General features: G+C 62.8%; 19 protein-coding genes and 1 tRNA gene. 4 read left to right on the top strand and 16 right to left on the bottom strand.

Features of this window, described 5'->3' with window-relative positions; genetic code table 11:
* Positions 1-188: 188 nt before the first annotated feature.
* From rsfS to obgE, 5 genes are all read right to left on the bottom strand, one after another.
* A complete protein-coding gene (gene rsfS, locus LAC81_RS17495; RefSeq protein WP_057254963.1) occupies positions 189-620 on the bottom strand; it encodes a ribosome silencing factor in 432 nt (143 codons plus the stop codon).
* Between the two features lie 171 nt (positions 621-791).
* Positions 792-1,421, bottom strand: a complete 630-nt coding sequence (locus LAC81_RS17490) for a nicotinate-nucleotide adenylyltransferase (RefSeq protein ID WP_223727847.1) — start codon at positions 1,419-1,421, stop codon at positions 792-794.
* Between the two features lie 16 nt (positions 1,422-1,437).
* Positions 1,438-2,721, bottom strand: a complete 1,284-nt coding sequence (locus tag LAC81_RS17485; protein ID WP_223725823.1) for a glutamate-5-semialdehyde dehydrogenase — start codon at positions 2,719-2,721, stop codon at positions 1,438-1,440.
* Entirely contained in the window at positions 2,714-3,883 is a 1,170-nt protein-coding gene (gene proB / locus LAC81_RS17480) for a glutamate 5-kinase (RefSeq protein WP_223725822.1), read from the bottom strand. The genes LAC81_RS17485 and proB overlap by 8 nt, the downstream gene beginning before the upstream one ends.
* A 1-nt stretch (position 3,884) precedes the next feature.
* Entirely contained in the window at positions 3,885-4,910 is a 1,026-nt protein-coding gene (obgE, locus tag LAC81_RS17475; protein WP_113535299.1) for a GTPase ObgE, read from the bottom strand.
* 135 nt (positions 4,911-5,045) lie between these two features.
* Between obgE and LAC81_RS17470 the strand changes: the two genes are divergently transcribed.
* Entirely contained in the window at positions 5,046-5,906 is an 861-nt protein-coding gene (locus tag LAC81_RS17470) for an endonuclease/exonuclease/phosphatase family protein (RefSeq protein ID WP_223725821.1), read from the top strand.
* A 39-nt stretch (positions 5,907-5,945) separates the two neighbouring features.
* Here LAC81_RS17470 and LAC81_RS17465 read toward each other — a convergent pair whose 3' ends face one another.
* The 4 genes from LAC81_RS17465 to rplU form a co-directional block, all read right to left on the bottom strand.
* Positions 5,946-6,530, bottom strand: a complete 585-nt coding sequence (locus tag LAC81_RS17465; protein ID WP_223725820.1) for a GNAT family N-acetyltransferase — start codon at positions 6,528-6,530, stop codon at positions 5,946-5,948.
* Positions 6,527-7,159, bottom strand: a complete 633-nt coding sequence (locus LAC81_RS17460) for a GNAT family N-acetyltransferase (protein ID WP_034802649.1) — start codon at positions 7,157-7,159, stop codon at positions 6,527-6,529. Before LAC81_RS17460 ends, LAC81_RS17465 begins: the two co-directional genes overlap by 4 nt.
* Before the next feature lie 126 nt (positions 7,160-7,285).
* On the bottom strand, positions 7,286-7,555 hold the full coding sequence (gene rpmA, locus LAC81_RS17455) for a 50S ribosomal protein L27 (RefSeq protein ID WP_043619976.1): 270 nt from the start codon (positions 7,553-7,555) through the stop codon (positions 7,286-7,288).
* A 33-nt stretch (positions 7,556-7,588) separates the two neighbouring features.
* A complete protein-coding gene (gene rplU, locus LAC81_RS17450) occupies positions 7,589-7,963 on the bottom strand; it encodes a 50S ribosomal protein L21 (protein ID WP_034802644.1) in 375 nt (124 codons plus the stop codon).
* Between the two features lie 294 nt (positions 7,964-8,257).
* Here rplU and LAC81_RS17445 point away from each other — a divergent pair.
* Positions 8,258-8,347 (top strand) — tRNA-Ser (locus LAC81_RS17445).
* A gap of 595 nt (positions 8,348-8,942) precedes the next feature.
* A complete protein-coding gene (locus LAC81_RS17440) occupies positions 8,943-9,491 on the top strand; it encodes a hypothetical protein (RefSeq protein WP_223725819.1) in 549 nt (182 codons plus the stop codon).
* Positions 9,492-9,938: 447 nt separating this feature from the next.
* Here LAC81_RS17440 and LAC81_RS17435 read toward each other — a convergent pair whose 3' ends face one another.
* The 6 genes from LAC81_RS17435 to LAC81_RS17410 form a co-directional block, all read right to left on the bottom strand.
* On the bottom strand, positions 9,939-10,436 hold the full coding sequence (locus LAC81_RS17435) for a hypothetical protein (protein ID WP_223725818.1): 498 nt from the start codon (positions 10,434-10,436) through the stop codon (positions 9,939-9,941).
* Positions 10,437-10,640: 204 nt separating this feature from the next.
* The gene (locus LAC81_RS17430; protein WP_223725817.1) at positions 10,641-11,747 is read right to left on the bottom strand and encodes a DUF937 domain-containing protein; all 1,107 of its coding nucleotides are present in this window, start codon (positions 11,745-11,747) and stop codon (positions 10,641-10,643) included.
* Positions 11,748-12,197: 450 nt separating this feature from the next.
* Positions 12,198-13,871 (bottom strand): flotillin family protein, encoded by a 1,674-nt coding sequence (locus LAC81_RS17425; RefSeq protein ID WP_223725816.1) that lies wholly within the window; start codon positions 13,869-13,871, stop codon positions 12,198-12,200.
* A gap of 21 nt (positions 13,872-13,892) precedes the next feature.
* Positions 13,893-14,522 carry an OB-fold-containig protein gene (locus LAC81_RS17420; RefSeq protein ID WP_223725815.1) on the bottom strand — a complete coding sequence of 210 codons (630 nt, stop codon included), beginning with the start codon at positions 14,520-14,522 and terminating at the stop codon, positions 13,893-13,895.
* A gap of 5 nt (positions 14,523-14,527) precedes the next feature.
* On the bottom strand, positions 14,528-15,661 hold the full coding sequence (locus LAC81_RS17415) for a PspA/IM30 family protein (RefSeq protein WP_223725814.1): 1,134 nt from the start codon (positions 15,659-15,661) through the stop codon (positions 14,528-14,530).
* Positions 15,662-15,823: 162 nt separating this feature from the next.
* Positions 15,824-16,327: a hypothetical protein gene (locus LAC81_RS17410; protein ID WP_223725813.1), complete on the bottom strand. Its 504-nt coding sequence runs from the start codon at positions 16,325-16,327 to the stop codon at positions 15,824-15,826.
* 354 nt (positions 16,328-16,681) lie between these two features.
* Here LAC81_RS17410 and LAC81_RS17405 point away from each other — a divergent pair, with 354 nt between their 5' ends.
* Complete coding sequence (locus LAC81_RS17405; RefSeq protein ID WP_192450991.1) at positions 16,682-16,843, top strand: hypothetical protein; 162 nt, start codon at positions 16,682-16,684, stop codon at positions 16,841-16,843.
* Between the two features lie 336 nt (positions 16,844-17,179).
* Here the strand turns inward: LAC81_RS17405 and LAC81_RS17400 are convergent, their stop codons facing one another.
* Positions 17,180-18,490: an amidase gene (locus LAC81_RS17400; RefSeq protein ID WP_223725812.1), complete on the bottom strand. Its 1,311-nt coding sequence runs from the start codon at positions 18,488-18,490 to the stop codon at positions 17,180-17,182.
* Between the last annotated feature and the right edge of the window lie 149 nt (positions 18,491-18,639).

Raw genomic sequence — 18,639 nt, 5'->3', positions numbered from 1 at the left:
TTATGCCGCGTCCATGGAACTTCGCAGCGTCGTTGCGCGCCTTGTCCGGAAACGGGGCCGAAGGTTACGATCAGTCGCAGCAAACTTCCGGCTGACAACGCCGCTCAATACGGCGCCAGCCCTTCAAATTCACGCATGACCGTATCTCGGCTCGTCCGGCATTCGGCTGCGCGGCGACCCGGTCGGTCTTAATGCAAGGTGCCGTCCTCGATCTCAGGAGCTGCCCACATCCTCTCGATGTTGTAGAACTCCCGGATCTCCGGCCGGAAGATGTGAACGATCACATCGCCGGTGTCGATCAGCACCCAGTCACCGCCTTCCAGACCTTCGACACGGGCGTTGCCAAAGCCCCCATCTTTCAGGTCGGTCGTCAGGTGATCGGCAATAGCCATCACATGCCGCGTCGATCGCCCGGAGACAACGACCATGAAGTCTCCCAGCGCCGATTTTCCGGCAATGTTGATGCTGACTATATCTTCTGCCTTCGAGTCCTCTAGGCTTTCGAGGACCAGTTGAAGCGCACGGACAGCGGCTTCGTCGCTAGATCCCGTGCTGCGCGGGAATGCGGAGACCGCATATCCCTTGGCGTGTGCTGTTGTCAGGGTCTTTCCTTTCCACATGAACAGAACAGGCACTTTCGATTCGAACAAAGATCGAACCGTCCATGAATGTAGGCATCAAACGGTAGCGGTTTCAAGACAGCAGAACTGAATCATGGGAATTCACACAACCCGACCGCGTCGCGCGCCTGATGAAGGTTGCTGTACTCCGAATGCAGCCGGTCTTCACCCCTAAATCGGTTCCGATTTGGAGGGAGCCGCCGTCGCCGCCCGGAGCGCTGTCGAACTCATCGATGAGCGCGGCCCATGGATGAAGGTCCAGGCGGGCGCGGCGTGAAAAGCGAGGCGCCGTGCGTGGTCCTCGTCGATGCGGGCATAATCGAAGGTCTTGGCCATGCGCGAGGAGAGATAGGCAAGTGTCGAACCCGGCCGATCGATGACGGCGATCGGGAAGGTCCGGGCGATCTTCCGCCAGTTCTGCCAGCGGTGGAAGCTCCTCAGGTTGTCGGCGCCCATGATCCAGACGAAGCGGATGTCGCGGTTGCGGGCGCGCACGATGTCCAGCGTGCGGGCGGTGTAACTCTGCCCGAGCGCCTTTTCGAAGGCCGTCACCTTGATGCGCGGGTCGCGCGCGATCGTTTCGCTCATGGCGATGCGGTCGGCGAGTGGCGCCAGATTGTTGTGATCCTTGAGCGGGTTGCCCGGGGTCACCATCCACCAGAGTTGGTCGAGCCCGAGGCGTTGGATCGCCGTGTCGGCAACCAGCACATGACCCTGGTGCGGCGGGTTGAAGGATCCGCCGAACAGGCCGACCACCATACCGCTTTCGACATGGGGCATGCGCAGGTAGCGGGCGTTCACCGTGCCCGCCGTCACCTCAGGGCCTGACCTGTCCAGCACCGCGCACCCGATATTTGAAGGATGTCAGCTGTTCGACGCCGACCGGTCCGCGCGCATGCATCTTGCCCGTCGCGATACCGATCTCACCGCCCATGCCGAATTCACCGCCATCGGCAAACTGCGTCGAGGCATTGTGCAACAGGATCGCGGAATCGATTTCCGCAAAGAAGCGCTCGACGACGACCGGATTCTCGGCGATGACCGCTTCCGTATGCGCCGACGACCAGGTGGCGATGTGTTCGATCGCGCCGGAAATACCGTCGACCAGCTTCACCGAGATGATGGCGTCGAGATATTCCGTCGCCCAGTCCTCGTCGGTGGCGGCTTTCAGTCCGCCGACGGTGCCTGCGAGTTCGTTGGACACGCGCACTTCGCAACCAGCCGTGAGCAGGGCCTTGAGCAGCGGCTTGGCCAGGCGGTCGCCGTCATTGCGGTCGATCAACAGCGTTTCGGCCGCGCCGCAGATACCGGTGCGGCGCATCTTGGCGTTGACGACGATCTTCTCTGCCATCGCAAGATTGGCCGAGGCGTCGACATAGATGTGGCAGAGACCTTCGAGATGAGCGAAGACCGGCACGCGCGCCTCGTTCTGGACGCGGGCGACCAGACTCTTGCCGCCGCGTGGCACGATGACGTCGATGGCGCCGCGAAGACCCGACAACATGGCGCCGACGGCGGCGCGATCTGCGACCGGCACCATCTGGATGGCATGTTCGGGCAGGCCGGCCGCCTTCAGCCCTTCGACCAGGCAGGCGTGGATTGCGCCCGAGGAGTGGAAGCTGTCGGAGCCGCCGCGCAGGATCACGGCATTGCCGGCCTTGAGGCAGAGCGCGCCGGCGTCGGCAGTCACGTTGGGACGGCTCTCATAGATGACGCCGATGACGCCGAGCGGCGTGCGCACGCGCTCGATATGAAGGCCATTCGGCCGATCCCATTCGGCAATGATCTCACCGACCGGATCCTTGAACTCGGCTATCGCGCGGATGCCGTTCGCCATGTCTCGAATGCGGCCTTCGGAGAGTGTCAGGCGATCGATGAAGGATGCGGCGACGCCGCTTTCGCGGGCGTTTTCAAGGTCGATGGCATTGGCGGACAGGATCTCTTGGCTACGCGCGACGATCGCGTCGGCCATGGCGATCAGGGCGGCGTGCTTGCGTTCGGCCCTGGCAACGGCAAGCGGTCGGCTGGCGGCCTTGGCCCTGCGGCCAATCTCCAGCATGACGCTTTCGACGTCGTCCTTGTTCTTCACCTCGTCAAGCATGGACCTCATCCTTCCGGCTGCCCTCTATCTCAGCACGTTTTCCGGTCATCACCATATCGTCACGGTGCACCATGGCGGCGCGGCCGGCATAGCCGAGGATCGCGGCTATCTCGGCCGATTTCTTGCCGGCGATCTGTCGCGCCTCGTCGGCGTCGTAGCCGGCGAGACCACGGGCGATTTCGCGGCCGGACGTGCCGAGAATGGCGATGGTATCACCGCGGCTGAAGCTGCCGGTGACGTCACGCACACCGGCGGGCAACAGGCTCTTGCCGGAGCGCAGCGCCTCTTCGGCGCCGGCGTCGACGTTGAGCGTTCCGGCTGGCAGCAATTGGCCTGCGATCCAGGTCTTGCGAGCCGTGACCGGCGAGCCCGACGGGGCGAACCAGGAGGAGCGTGCGCCTTCTTCTATTGCCGCCAGCGGATGGTCGGGCTTGCCCGAAGCGATGATCATCGCGCAGCCGGCCGTCGTTGCGATCTTTCCGGCATCGATCTTGGTGCGCATGCCGCCGCGCGACAGCTCGGACGCCGCACCGCCGGCCATGGCCTCGATTTCAGGCGTGATCTCGGCGATCGTTTCGAGGAAGCGCGCGTTCGGGTCGAGATGCGGCGGGGCGGCATAGAGCCCGTCGATATCGGAGAGCAGCACCAGGAGATCGGCGCCGACCATGGTGGCAACGCGGGCAGCGAGGCGATCGTTGTCGCCATATCGGATTTCCGTGGTCGCCACCGTGTCGTTCTCGTTGATGATCGGCACGGCGCCGAGCTTCAGCAACTGGTTGATGGTGGCGCGGGCGTTGAGGTAGCGGCGGCGCTCCTCGGTATCGCCGAGCGTCAGCAGCACCTGGCCGGCAACGATGGCATCGGTGGAGAGGCTTTCCGACCAGGCGCGCGCCAGCGCGATCTGGCCGACGGCGGCAGCGGCCTGGCTCTCCTCCAGCTTCAGCGCGCCTGCGGGCACGCTGAGTACGGTACGGCCGAGTGCGATCGCGCCCGAGGAGACGACCAGCACTTCGACACCCTTGGCCTTGAGGCCGGCGATATCGGTGCACATGGCGTCGAGCCAGGCCTTCTTCAGGCCGGTGGCACGGTCGACCAGCAATGCCGACCCAATCTTGATGACGACCCGGCGATACTTCAAAAGCGGCTTGCGGGTCTTGGTCATCTCAGACGTTCTCCTCACCGGCGTTCGCTTCGCCTGCCTTTGCGGCGACGATAACGCTGCGCAGCGCCCGCAGCGCCTCGGTCATGCCCTTGCCGACGGCGGCGGAGAGCAGCAGGGGTTGTTCGCCGCAGGCCTTGGCCAATGCCTTGGCCTTCACCTTCAACTCGTCCTCGTCGAGCACGTCGATCTGCGACAGCGCCACGATCTGCGGCTTGTCCTCGAGCCCGCCGCCATAGGCTTCGAGCTCGTATTTCACCGTCTTATAGGCCTTGGCAACGTCTTCTTCCTGGGCCGAGACGAGATGGAGCAGCACGCGGGTGCGCTCGACATGGCCGAGGAAGCGGTCGCCGATGCCGACGCCTTCATGCGCGCCTTCGATCAGACCGGGAATGTCGGCGATGATGAACTCGTTGCCGTCGATGGTGGCGACGCCGAGATTGGGATGCAGCGTCGTGAAGGGGTAGTTGGCAATCTTCGGCCGTGCGCGGGTGCAGGCGGCAAGGAACGTCGACTTGCCGGCATTCGGCAGGCCGACGAGGCCGGCGTCGGCGATCAGCTTCAGCCGCAGCCACAGCGTTTTCTCTTCGCCCTCGAGGCCCGGGTTAGCCCAGTTCGGCGCCTGATTGGTGGAAGACTTGAAATGCGTGTTGCCGAAGCCGCCGTTGCCGCCGGCGGCCAGACGGTAACGCTGACCTTCGGCCACCATGTCGACGATCAGCGTCTCGTTGTCTTCCTCGAAGATCTGGGTGCCGACCGGCACCTTCAGTGTCACGTCGCCGCCGCCGGCGCCGGTACGGTTTCGGCCCATGCCGTGCTGGCCGGTCTTCGCCTTGAAATGCTGCTGGTAGCGAAAGTCGATCAGGGTGTTGAGGCCGTTGACCGCTTCCACCCAGACGTCGCCGCCGCGACCACCGTCTCCGCCGTCCGGGCCACCGAACTCGATGAACTTCTCGCGCCGGAACGATACGGCGCCTGCGCCGCCGTCGCCGGAGCGGATATAGACTTTCGTTTCGTCGAGAAATTTCATTGGTCTGCCATCTGTTCGGTGAAGGTGGGCGGTCTTAGAAAGTGTCACAGCGACCTTTGCGAGTCCTGAAGGACGCGCGGCGCTGTATTTTGCCGCCATCGATATAGGCGGTTTATTCGGAGGTCAAAGAATATCGTGCGGTTCGTCAGCTACAACATCCAATACGGCGTCGGTCTCGATGGCCGCTTCGACCTCGAAAGGATCGCGGCCTCGATCGGCAACGCCGACATCATCGCGCTGCAGGAAGTGACGCGCGGCTTCCATCGCAACGATCATGTCGATCTGGTCGCCCGCTTCGGCAAGTTGTTTCCCGGCCATTTCACTGCCTTTCACGCACCCTGCGACATCGATGTGGGCTCGGCGATCGAAGATGGCCGCGCCGTTAGCCGACGTTTCCAGTTCGGCAACATGATCCTGTCGCGCTGGCCGATCCTTTCGACGCGGCTCATCCCCCTGCCGCGTACCCGTACGATCAGCCCGATGAACCTGCAGCGCGGCGCGACCGAAGCGCTGATCGTAACCCCCGGCGGTCCGCTCCGGGTCTATTCCGTGCATCTCGATCACGTGCTCCCCGCCGAACGCATAGCCCAGATCCGCTACCTGAAGGATCGGCTGCTCGGCTATCCGCTCGAAGGCGGCGCGATCACCGGTGCGGCGGACTTCGGTCTTGCCGAACCGCCGCATCCCGAGGATTTCGTCGTCATGGGCGATTTCAATATGGAACCGGAAACGTCCGAATATAACGCCATGGTCGGCTCGCGCGATGCCTACTACGGCCGTTCGCTGCGGATCGAGAATCCGGTGGATGCGCTTGCCCATCTCGGTCGTCTCACACCGGAAAGCTATAGCTGGATTCATCCCGAAAACCTCGAAAGACGCATGCATCTCGACTATTGCTTCCTCAGCGCCGGCCTCGCGTCACGCCTGACTGATGCCTGGACCGATTACGACGCCAAGGGCTCCGACCACCTGCCCGTCGGCTTCACGCTCTCCTGAAAAAATCCCCCGCAAAGACGTGCTTTGCGGGGGATTTTCTTAGTGCGGTCGGTGCAGATCGGCGGCGGTCAGCCGCGTTTCGATATGCGCGACCATGGCGTTGCGGGCGAGCGCATAGACCTGGGTGCAGCCGGTGATCAGGAACCCGATCTTTTCCTGCACCTTCAGCGAGCCCGGGTTGTCGGCAAAGACGCCCGAATGCAGCGTCGTTTCCGGCATCCGACGGAAGAAGCGCTCAATTGCCGCATAGGCCGCCTCGGAAGCAAAGCCCTTGCCCCAGTAGAAGCGGTTCAGCCAGTAGCCGACATGCCACTGGCCGTGCCGGAGCTCAATGCCGACGCAGCCGATATGCACGTCGTCGCCGGTGGTGACGGCGAACGTCCAGTCGGGCGTCAGCCCCGAGGTCCGCGCCGTCAGCCAGTCGAGCGCGTCCTGCTGATCGTAGGGCGCGGGCACACGCGCAAGCATGCGCGCGACCTGGAAATCGCCGAGCGACTGGGCGATCGCCTCGGCGTCATTGCGCCGGTGCGGGCGCAGGACGAGGCGCTTGGTCTCGATGACCGGGCAGGGGCCCGGACCGGGGCGGGCGACGACCCGCTGGCGTTCGGAAACGAGCGCGTTCATCGCATGCCTCCCCAGCTTCTCAAGGAAACCCAGGTCTTGCGGTCGAGCCGGTACCACTCGACGGCGATCGAGCCGCCGAGCGCCAGGCTGCCGACCATGCCGCTTCCTTGAAACTGGAAGCCGCACTTCTGGATGACCCGGCGGGATGCAAGATTCATGACCCGGCAGCGCGCATCGATCTGGTCGATGTCGCGAGTGCGGAAGGCCATGTCGGTCAGGACCTGGGCGGCCTCGGTGGCATAGCCCTGGTTCCAATAAGGCTCGCCCAGCCAATAGCCGAGCTCCGCCGTCTTGCCATCGGGATGCGGCTCGATACCGCAACAACCGAGAAATGCGCCATTGTCCGCCTTGGTAATCGCGTAGACGCACTTGCCAATCGTGCCGGCTTTCGCGCGTCGCACGAAGTCGGCGGCGTCAGCCGTCGTATACGGGTGCGGCATGCGCGAGACCATGGTCGCGACATTGGCATTGTTGGCAAGATGGGCAAGGGCGTCGATATCGTCTTCATGGGGGGCGCGCAAAACGAGCCGGGGTGACAACAATATCGGGCAATCGGTCCTTGACCGTTGGGGCCTCAGCCTCTGCTCGGGAGACCGGGATTGGTCTTCCCTCAACAACTCGGTTTGCATGGTTTCCTCCAGAAACGAAAAAGGGGAGTTGGGTATTGCCCCATCTCCCCTTTGAAGTCTGGCTTGGAACCATCAGGTGCGTCAGCCGGGTCGATGAGACGCCGGCTGTTTTAGAGCGCTACCGGCTTATTCCGCTGCTTCGGCTTTCGGCATTACAGACACGTACACGCGGCCATTGGCCTTCGTACGGAAGTTCACGTTGCCGGCCGTAAGTGCAAAAATCGTGTGGTCCTTACCGAGGCCGACATTGGCGCCCGGATGCCACTTGGTGCCGCGCTGGCGCAGAATAATGTTGCCGGCGATGACCTGCTCGCCGCCGAACTTCTTCACGCCAAGGCGCTTGGACTCAGAATCGCGACCGTTACGCGACGAACCGCCAGCTTTTTTGTGTGCCATTGGTGTTCTCCTTTAAACCTTAGATCCAGGAACTCAGTTTGCAGCGGCTTCGGCGGCAGCTTCAGACTTCTTCGAAGCCTTCTTTGCCTTGCCACCGGCAGCAGCGATGTCCAGGATGCGGACGGTCGTCTGGTGCTGGCGGTGACCGCGCGAGCGCTTGGAGTTCTGGCGGCGACGCTTCTTGAAGGCGATGACCTTCTTGGCGCGACCCTGCTCAACAACTTCAGCGCTGACAACGGCGCCTTCGACAAACGGAGCACCGATGGTTGCATCGGCGCCAACGCCGACCATCAGGATCTCGGTGAATTCGATCTTGTCGCCTGCAACGCCTTCCAGCTTTTCGATGGTGAGGACGTCGTTGGCGGCCACGCGGTACTGCTTACCGCCGGTCTTGATGACTGCGAACATTTTTTATCCTTTCATGTTCGATCCGGCTCTCTGCCCGAAGACAAGGCCGTCTTTTTCTCAGTCGACAGTTGAGTGGATCTCCTTTTCGGATATCCACCGGTGAAAGGGCGCAAATCACACCCGATGCGGTGAAGCTAGGCCACACCACTTCATTGCGCGGATTACAAGGATTTGCACAGGCGTGTCAAGGCGAAAGCAACGGGGCCGTTACATATTCTTCAAACAGGCACTTGCCAGCACCCGAATCTGCCGCTATGAACCCGACCGCGCTAGACAAGCGCCGACCAGCAAAGCGGAGAGGTGGCTGAGTGGTCGAAAGCACCGCACTCGAAATGCGGCGTACGGGCAACCGTACCGTGGGTTCGAATCCCACCCTCTCCGCCATAAACTACCCCGCATGATATGACATGCAAAGCAGCCCGGTCGGGGGCGGCTCACGGACGAATCCACGGTTCGTCTTTCGGTGTGCATCCCCGTCAACTCGGCTTCCGCCTCCAGCGAACAATTCACCAGCAGCCTCGATAACTGTTTCACCTTCGGGCGTTGAGGGGTGGTCCTGCCTTTCCTCCGGCATTGGTTGTGGATGTTGCCCGTGCAACATTTTCAGTTGATTGCCCGTTCCCTTTCTGTTTCGCGTCATGGTAGTGCATCCCGCAATCTGCGGGGGAGGCAATGTTCGTGGACGCTTGGGCTTATCAAATCTTGAAAATGGGAGAGTTTGGTACACTCGCGTTGTCGTGGGTCGTCCTGTTCGTCTCGGCCGCAGTCGGCCTGACTTTTAACAAACGCGGCAGCGCGCTCCAGGGATGCCTTTGGCACACGGAACAGGTGGTTCCTGGGCTTCATCCCGCTTGCCAACCTCATTCTGCTGTCCGCGCCTCCACAGGAGAAGCGGACGTTCGGCACCCTGCAGACCGCAAAAAGCATCGTCCTGGTCGTCCTCGGCCTCGCCATGATGGTGGCTGGCAGAGGCTTGAGCTTGTCGGTCGAAAGACAGGTCGACCTGGCAAGCGAGGCTGCGCAGAATGATGCGTTGCTGCAGAAAAAGCTGGCTCTCTATGAGATACAGAGCTTCGGCCTGGAGGCATTCCTGCAGGAGACGGCGGACGCCACGGCCGTCCCGGCGAACGTCGATGGGATCACGACGCTGAAGGCGATCGAAGTCGACAAGGAAACCTTCCGCTACGTCTACGAGATTTCGTACAAGGACGCCGTCTTTTCCACCAACTGGCGGCACGTCATGATGAGCCGGTGGTGCAAATCCCCGGACATCACGTTCATGACGGATGTCGGTGCGACGGTTGAAGGGAAGTACCTTTCGCAAGAGGGGCAACAGCTTGCCGAGTTGAACGTCAATCCAGCCCTGTGCGACGAATGGCGCCTGCAATTCGACAAGTCGATGCTGGAAGCGGCCAGGGCCATAAAGGGACCTGCAAAGGTCGATGAAGCGACCACACTGACGGGCGCGGACTACAAGGACGGGCACCTTTACCTATTTCTACACAGTTGCAAGCGCGCCTCCGGATGATGGCTGGAAGGCGTATATGAAGGGCATGTGGTGCCAGACAGATCAATTCAAGAAATTGATGGATTTTGGTCTCAATGTACGCGGCGTCTATTCGACAGAGGACAATGCCCCTATCGGCGAAATCGTCGTCAGTTCAGGGATTTGCGGTATCTGATCGCGGCACGGGCGCGAAGCGGAACAGTGCCCTTGACGCAACGGCTTGAAACGTTCCCGTTGTGTCGGGTGCGGGCACGATCGATTGTTCTCATTCGCGGCGGTCAACCGGCGCGCCCGATAACCCGCACAGATATCCGCGATCGTGTGTCGTGTGCCATCGACGATGTCACGGCGTTGCCGACATCGATTGCTCTTTAGCGAACGATATCCATCGCCACCCTTGCCAACGGGCAAGCGCGTCCGCAGCCGGGCTGACGGCACGTTCGTGTTTCCGTGAGAAACGCAGCTGCGCTAGGCGACCTTCAATGCCGCGGAAATTTCCGACAAGGTAGCCTTCTCCGCATCGCTGACAGCAACCCCTCCGAAGCCCAGGAAGCCACCCTCCTTGGCGGCTTCCGCCACCTTCTGGCTGATCTGATAAAGCCAGGCCGCGAAGGCGCTGGCATCGCCCGGCGCCTTGGCCTCAACGGTTGTTCGGGCCTGCATCAGGGTCTCTATGCATTTAGCCTTGATGTCCTCTGGCTTGGCGCCCTTCAGTTTTGTCTGCAGCCCGTCACGGGCAGCCGTCCGCCCCTCCGACGTTTCGAAGTCGGCGACCAGCGCCTTAACGAGCGGACTTGCCGCCGCATCCGTCTTTGCCTGCAGAAGCGCGCTGCTGTTGGCGATGCCTTCCTTCATCATGCCCCACAGGCCGCTCGGCTCGGCCGCCGTCACGGCAATGCCGGCCATCATCACGCTCTCCAGGAGCAGCGTCCATTCGTCCGGGGTGAATGTCGATTTGTCAGCCATGGTTGATCCTCCTTCGTTGTCGTTCATGCCCATCGCCGCCGGTTCACGCGGTGCGCGGCAGGGCGGCGGCTCCTACAGCGCAGCGCGTCTTATGAGACGCGCAAGGGTCGCTGTAGCACTTTGAAGTGCTGCATGTTTTTGTCCTTCAATCGGCTACGATTTAAGGAAACCTGCAGCAGGCTGGCTTCTCGCAGCCGCCGTCGATCAAGCGGACAAGGCGGCGAGCTTGGATTTCAATACGTCGATCGCGGGTTTCAGGATGTCCGAAACGCCGGGGATGGCGAGCACCTTGTCGAACAGTCCGTTGAGTTGCGACATCATCGGCCCGACCAGTGCTGAAAGGGCTGCTTTCTGCTCGGCCGACATTTGTCCGGCAGCGCCGCTGACCTTGTCCAGTCCACTTGCGACCTCCTCAAGCTTCGGCAGGGCGGCCGTGGCCGAGGCGGCGTCGGTAATGCCGGTTAGTGTTGTCTGCAGGCTGGTCATGCTGTCCTTGACCTGCTGGCCGATGTCGACCCCGCCGACCGTCAGGCTCGGCCCCGCCGTGCCGGCCTGTGGCGCGACCTCTCCGCTCGGCCTGCCGAACAGATAGAAGAGCACGGCTGCAAGCGCGAGCACGGCAATGACCCAATAGAGCCAGCTGCGCGACCCGGACGGCGCCGGGGCCGCGGCTGCGCGTTGGCCGGCTCCACCGACGGACGAAGCCGCTGTCGCGGCACTAGCGGCGGCCTGGCTTGCCGAGTTCGCGGCCGTCTGCGCCGAAGCGCCGAGAGCGCCAAGCAGGCCCGTTCCGCCAAGCAGCTCTCTTGCACCGGGGGGCAGTGCGGCGGCGATGTTGTCCTTCTGGCTGGCGAGCAGTCCGGCGATCCCATTGGCGCTGAGGTCCCCGCCGCTCTGCCGGGCAAGGCCACCCAAAACGAGGGGAGCAAGCGTTGCCAGCAGCGAACCGCTCGCCCGCTGGTCCATGCCGGAGACCCCGCCGATGGCGCTCGCAAGCGCACCGCCATCCTTGGCACCGAAGAGTGACGAAATGATCTGCGACCCGCTCTGGGCAAGCGTTGTCTGATCGCCGCTGGAGAGTATCCCTAGGAGATTGTCGAGCGATCCGCCGTTTTGGCTGGCGGTGTCGGCGATCCTTTGCGCGCCGCCTGGTTGCGCCGCAAGGCCTGTCAGTCCCGCCAGCACCGCGGGAATGGCGGCACTGACGGCGCCTTGCACCTTGCTGCTATCGAGCCCGAGCGCCGAAGCGATACGGGCGATCATGTCGGGGGTAAGCATCTGCGCGATGTAGGAAACAAGATTGCTGGCCATTGGCTATTCCTCCACGTTGATGTCGTCGGACAACGACACGCTCGTGAAGCGGTCGCCCGACGGCGCGGCAATTGGCTGCAAGCAATTCGCGTTTAACTGATTATCGTCTGCGAGACCGGTTCGTCTGGAACCCTCGGCGCGAAAACATTAGCACTTGTGGATGTATTTGCCCAGTTCTCGGCAACTTGCAGAAACGGCAACGCTCGACGCATGAAACACTCGCTTCAGCGTGCCCGCATTTTGACCGACCCATGTTCTGTTGCCAAACCCATGCCTGTTGTGAAAGGGGAGTGAGGCGGGCGGACAGTCTCGGCTCGTGGGGTCGGTTTCCCGGGCACAGCGGCAGCGCCGGTGGATGCCTGCCGTCACCCCTGGACAGCTTGGTCCGGTGACTGTGATCGTTGTCGGATCCCCGGCTCCTTGAGGAGCCGGGGATCCCGTCAGTCTTGCTTACTTCTTCGGTGCCTTCTCCACAGGTGCCGGGGACTGCAGGTCGCCGAGCAGAGAGGTGATGGCGTTTTCGCCGTTGAAGCCGGCTTCCTTCAATAGCTGGTCGAGGACCGGTTTGTTGGCCTGGTAGGCGAGAAGCTGGCCCGCAAGGCCGTCGCCGAGGCCGATGCCGTTCTTGGCACCTTCACCGCCCGCACCGCGGCCGAGCATGCCACCGGTATCGAAGATGCGGATATCCGAGATCTTCTCGATCGGCTTGACCGCTTCGGCCAGTGCTTCCGGAATGATACGGATGCGTTCGCGCAGGATCTCGAACTCGATGATGGCCGAACTCAGCTTGTTGCGGGCGTCGTTGAGCAGGGCTTCGCTTTCGGCCGCCGCCTTGCCGGTTTCGAGCACGCCCTTGGCCTTGATGATGGCGGCTTCGGCCTCGGCGGTGGCGAGCGTCTTGATCGCGTCCGCCTGGTCGAGGGCCGCCTGCTTTTCGGCTTCCGCGCCGACGGTCACGGCCGTGGCTTCGGTTTCGGCGTTCTTGCGGGCATCGATGACGGCGATCTGGCGTTCGCGTTCGGCAATTTCCACCGCCTTTGCGGTCTCGACCTTTTCTTCCGCGGCAATGGCAAGTGCACGGGCGTTTTCGGCCTTGGCCTTGGCTTCCGATTCCTCGCGGCTCTTGTTGGCGACGGCAATCGCGCTTTCCTGAGAGACGATCTGCAGGTCGCGCTTGGCTTCCGTGTCGCGCTGCTGGACAGATCGCGTCGCGTCGATGTTGGCGCTTTCACGGACCTGCTTGGCGGCGGCCTCGCGTTCGGCAATCGCCTGTTCGGTGGCGATGCGGGCTTCTTCTTCCGCGCGCTTGGCGGCCTGCTCCTGCTGCGCGGTTTCGGCGCGGGTGGCGGCCGACTTGTTGGCGATGTCGCGCTCCTGGTTCAGTTCCGCCTCGCGCTTGGTGCGCTCGATCGCCAGCGACTGCTGACGGGCTTCCAGATCCTTCTGGGCGATGGCGACTTCCGTGTCGCGCACGATCTCGTTGCGCTCCTTCTTGCGGCCCTCGGTGATGCGGGTCAGTGCTGCAAGGCCGTGGGCGTCGAAGAAGTTGTTGGCGTTGAAATGCTTGATATCCGTCTGGTCGAGGCGGGTCAGCGAGACCGATTCCAGCTCCAGGCCGTTCGACTGCAGGTCGGCGCCGACCGCTTCCTGCACAGCCTTGACGAAATCCATGCGCTGCTCCTGCAGCGCATCGAGGCTCATGGTGGCGGCAACCGAGCGCAGGCCGTCGACGAACTTCGCCTCGATCAGCACGCGGAGCTGTTCGGCGTCGTTGGTGCGGTCGCCAAGGGTCTGGGCCGCAAGCGCGATCGAGGAAGCGTCGGGCTTCACGCGGACATAGAATTCCGCACCGATATCGACGCGCATGCGGTCCTTGGTGATCAGCGCATCACCTTCGCCGCGGCGGACTTCTAGGCGCAGCGTCTTCAGGTTGACGCGGGCGATCGAGTGGAAGATCGGCAGCACGATGGAGCCGCCGTCGAGGACCACCTTCTGGCCGCCAAGGCCGGTGCGCACATAGGCCTCGTCGCGGCTGGAGCGGGTATAGAGCGATGCAAGTACAAAACCGATGCCGAGGATCAGGACAATGCCGATGCCGGCCGGCACCAATAGGTCGTAAAACATGGTTGCTCCGATGAGGAAGGATTAAGAGTTTGGCGGCGTCAGCAGGTCCGACGGCGCGGATATCGCAATAAAAATGTCTGATGCGCGATCAACGATCAGCACCTGTGCGCCGATGGCGATCGGTTGCTCGTCGCGGGCGGCCCTTGCCCGCAGCACATGCCAGTTGCCGTGGCGATCCTTGAGGCGGATGCGTCCCGGCAGGCCCTGGTCCAGCGGACCGACGGTGACTTCGCCACTGCGGCCGACGAAATCGCCGAGGTCGACGACATAGCTTTCGTCACGCGGGACGATCTTCGCGACCCACCGGCTCGACACGCGAACCGCGGGGAGCGAGAAGGCGAGCGCCGGCAAGGCCGCGGCAAGCGCCGGCAGCGGCGCCCACAGGGCTCCTGCCACCGCCTGAATGACAAAACCGGTCATGGCGAAGAGGCCGAGGAAGAGCATCAAGAGGACAAGCAGGGGCACGCCGCCGACATTGAACCAGGACATCAGTCCGCCCAGCGCGTTGTAGTCGTCCAGCCAGGCCTTGTCGATCGCCTCGCCCAGCGAGAAGCCGAGCAGCAGGCAGAGGAGCTCGATGCCGGTAAACGCGGCCAGCATCACCGCCGCAATCGCGAATGGCAGGGATTCCGGGGCGAGGAAGAACAGCATGGGCGTTAGTGCTGCCTTGCCTTGAGCGCGGCCAGCCTTGCTTCGATTGCCCTGTCGCGATGCAGGCGGTCGAGCTCATCCAGTTCGGCGCTGTTGCCGTGTTCTCCGCCCGGTACGCCGGTGGCGCGGGAGACAGCGGCGGCGGCACGGGCCGCTCCGTCCACGGCGCTGGTCTTTGTCAGGCCCGAAACCTTGCTCTCGGGGAACTGGGCGATGCTGCGCTTGAGATCGGCAAGCCGCGCTTCGGCCTCGCGGCGGGTGGCAAGCACCGCTTGCAGGGCCTGCTGGCCCTCTTCGAGATCGGTGCGGGCGCCGGCGAGCGCCTTGTCCAGGGCAGCGAGTTGCGATTCCAGATCGATCTGGCGTGCGACGCCGGCCTTGGCGAGGTCCTCCCGGGCAGCGGAGATCGCAGTCCGGATTTTTTCGTCCAGTTTATCGAGATCGGCGCCGATTTCATCGCGGCGGCTGAGGATGCGATACTCCTCGGCGCGGGCCTGGCCGATATCGACCCGGGCCTCTTCTGCGGCCGCGTCGATCTCGCGGAGCGCCTGTTCGACGATCACGATCTTGTTGCTGCCTTCCGCCTTGTCGACGGCGGCATTGGCGAGACCGGCAATCAAGCGGCCCATGCGAGATAGGATGCCTTCATTCGTCATCATTTTCTTCTCCGTTCGATCGGAATGCGTGGTGACGCCGATGTGGATCTGATAGCCGCCGTTTTGTGCAAGGAGTTGGGCGGCGAAGATATTCAAGGTGCCGGACGAATAGCCGGCGACATCGTATGGGATCGCGACGCGACCGCGCACGGTGGCGACGGTCAGATCCGACGGTCCCTTGATTGCAAAAAGCTTGTCGTCCAGCGGCAGCCTATCGGTGCTGCCCGGCTGTCCCCGGTTCGCCGCGAAGTCCCGTAACCCCAGCGTGACCATCCGCGCCGGAAGCCCGGTTCGCTCCCGGACTGTTTCGTAGGCAAGCTCGTGCAACGTTACGAGATTGGCGCCCGCCTTTTCACCGGCGAGTTCTTCGAGCATTGCCAGCATGTTGGCGTAGGCAACGAAGGTTTCCTCCAGCGCGTGTCTGGCCTCCTCGTCCGGCGCGAGATCGTAGCACAAGATCGACGTATGGTTGCTCTGAGCCATGTTCAATTACATAAAGCACCGCTTTTGTGCTTTCAAGGATCGGCTCAGTTTTAGGTTGCAATTTTCTTACATTGAACGCGACGGCCGCCTGCTGCACTTGCGCAGCGGATCGCAGGCGGCATCGAAGGATCCCTTCGGAGGTGCGAAAATCGTCGAGCGGGCTCAATCCGCGGCGTCGTTGCGGAGCCAGGTTTCCAGCGCGGCGATGACCGACAGCCGCAGGCTTGCGCCTTTCGACAAAGCGCGGGTGAGGGACATGTCGTCTCCCGCAAAGCCCATTTCCGCCATGATGTCGTTCGCCCGCATCCGGCGGCGGTTCATGATGGCGCGGATATCGGCGATCGTTTCGGGAAGGAGGTAACGTCCGCTGGCAATCGGTGCGGCTGGGTGCGACGCCGGTGGCGGATCGACTTCATGGCTGGCCATTTCGATGGCGCCATTGCTGCTCAGCCACTTCAGGAAAGTCTCACGTTCGGTCGGGCTTGCCTTGGTCCAGGAATTCTTGAGTTTGTCGAGGCGAGTGCGCTCGTCCTTGAGCCCTGCCGCGATAAGCGCCTTGCGCAGCGACGGGATGCGGCCGGCCAGCAGATCCGCGTGGAGATCAGGGAAATCGAGCTTCAGGCGTTGCACGTCACCGGTTTCGTCGTGCTTGGTTTTCTTCGACATGCTCATTCCCGTGTCGTTCGTCCAGGCCGCGTCAGAGAAAGCACCAAACGCCCCGTCTTCTCAACCGCGTGAAGACGAGGAGGTGGGCTGCCTTCGCTTTTTTGCGCAGTCGCCCGCATCATGCTGCTGTGCATTGCGCGACATGCTCTAGCGTGCTCCCGCGCCCCACGCGAGCGAAATAGGTCACTATCCTCTATCCATTGCAGATCGATCCCGTTAGGGAACGCATGGAGAATAACGCAATGTTGCGTGCCGAGTGCCCTTGGCCGGACATGCATCCAGCTTTACGCAAGTCCCTTCGCCTATCGTCACCTCAACGGCCGGGATGTGACACGGCGAATGAAGGACAATGATATGTCTAACGATATCGAGCATTACCGCGACCCATCCGATTCGATGGTTGCCCTCTATCTCGCGAACAACGACGGCGACGAACTGACCGACGTTCTGGTCGCCGCGCTTGAAGATGCGTTCCGCATCTTGAGCGACGAGATTTCCGGCGAAACGATGCACTGACGGGGAATCCCCGCAGCCAGGTATTCCCCAGGGGCAATCCGCCATCGGTTGCGAATCGGCTGGTTGACGTCCTGTCCTTGCCGAATTCCAATCGGCGACGGGTCGAATTTTCGAGAGAGTTCGGGCCGCGTGTCGCCAGCGCAAGGGTGAGGCGCTGATATGACATTTTCTATCTGGCACTGGGTCGTGTTTTGGCGGTCATTGGCATGCCCGTCTGGCTGATCCTTCGGGCCCTGAAGCGCCAACGCCAGGCGCTTCAGGGCGCCTCGCCCTCACCATAACCGCGATCAAGCCGGCCTTATCACAGGCCGGCATTGCATCGCGATCGACTGCCGCTCAATTTTCGCGAAGCAGCGCCTCCGCAGAGAGAGAGGCGGACAGAATGGCCGCATCGGTTCCATTCCGCCCCATCAACATTAGTCCGGCCGGCCGCACCAGTCCGCGCATCGGCAGGGTGATGGCATTGAGATCGAACTGGTTGGCGACCTGGCAGTTGCGCAGCAGCAGACCCTCCACACGGTTGTATTCCGCCACGTCCGTTTCGACGCTCGCGATCGGCACGGCGGCGATCGGCGTTGTCGGCAGCGCGATGAGGTCGTAGGGCGAAAGACGCTCGTCCATGGCGGCGGCGAGTGCACGCTGCGTTTGCAGCAGGGCCGAGATTGCTGCATCCGGAACGGTGAGACGGCGGCGGAGCGGGAGCTTGACCCTGTCATCGACGGGGGCTGCATCGTCGTTGAGCCAACCGGCATGGATGCGGCTTGCTTCAAGGCCGGCGATCGAACCGATCCGGGTCGCTTCGGCGAGCCGGTCGATCAGGTCGTCGATCGTGCAGTCGACGATTTCGGCGCCCGCCTCGGCCAGCCGATCGAGGCTTTCCGAGAAGGCCGCGGCGATTTCGGCGGAGAGGTCTTCAAACAGCGTGCCCCGGGGAATGCCGATGCGAAGGCCAGCGATCGGGCGGGCGACGAGCGGCTTTGGCTGCTCACCGGCCATGACAGCGTCAGCCGTCACGCAATCGGCAACGGTTTTGGCCAGCGGCCCTAGCGAATCGAGGATGGGTGACAGCGGAAACGAACCATCGAGCGGAACGCGGCTGGCCGTCGGCTTGAAGCCGACGATGCCGTTCAGGGCCGCAGGGATGCGGATGGAGCCGCCGGTGTCGGAGCCGATGGCAATGTCGCAGGTGCCTTCGGCGGCCGATACCCCGGCGCCCGAGGACGAGCCGCCGGGAACGAGGCGTTTGTCGGTGGCATTGCCGGGCACCGCATAGTGCGGATTGAGGCCGACCGCGGTGAAGGCGAACTCGGTCATATGCGTCTTGCCGATGATCACTGCACCCGCGGCGCGCAGCCGCTTGACGACGAGTGCATCTTTTTGGGCTGGTGGCGAATTGCGACGTATGATGGAACCGGCCAGGGTCGGTTCGCCAGCGACATCGAAGAGGTCCTTGATCGAGACGATCTTGCCGTCGAGCGGGCCAAGGCCTGCGCCCGTCTGCCGGCGGCGGTCGGATGCGTCTGCCTCGCGGCGGGCGCTTTCGACGTAAAGGCGCGTGAACGTCTTTTCCTCGCTCCGGCGATCGTTGAGCCGGCTCAGGATCTGTTCGAGGCGGTCGCGGGCGGAAATGGTGGTTGGATGGGGCACGATAATGACCTGTCTCGTCTGTTGTCGGTCGGGCAGCGGCCATCTCCTTGCCGGGCTTCGGGAGGGCATGCGCACTTTTGATAGCAACATTGGCGGTGATTGCCACCTTGGCGATCGGAGGCTCAACCTTCACCGAACTGTCGCCAAAC

This window comes from Ensifer adhaerens, assembly GCF_020035535.1.
Classification (GTDB): Bacteria; Pseudomonadota; Alphaproteobacteria; order Rhizobiales; family Rhizobiaceae; genus Ensifer.
The sequence above is the reverse complement of the archived record's forward strand: the minus strand, read 5'-3'. Positions and strand labels throughout refer to the sequence as shown.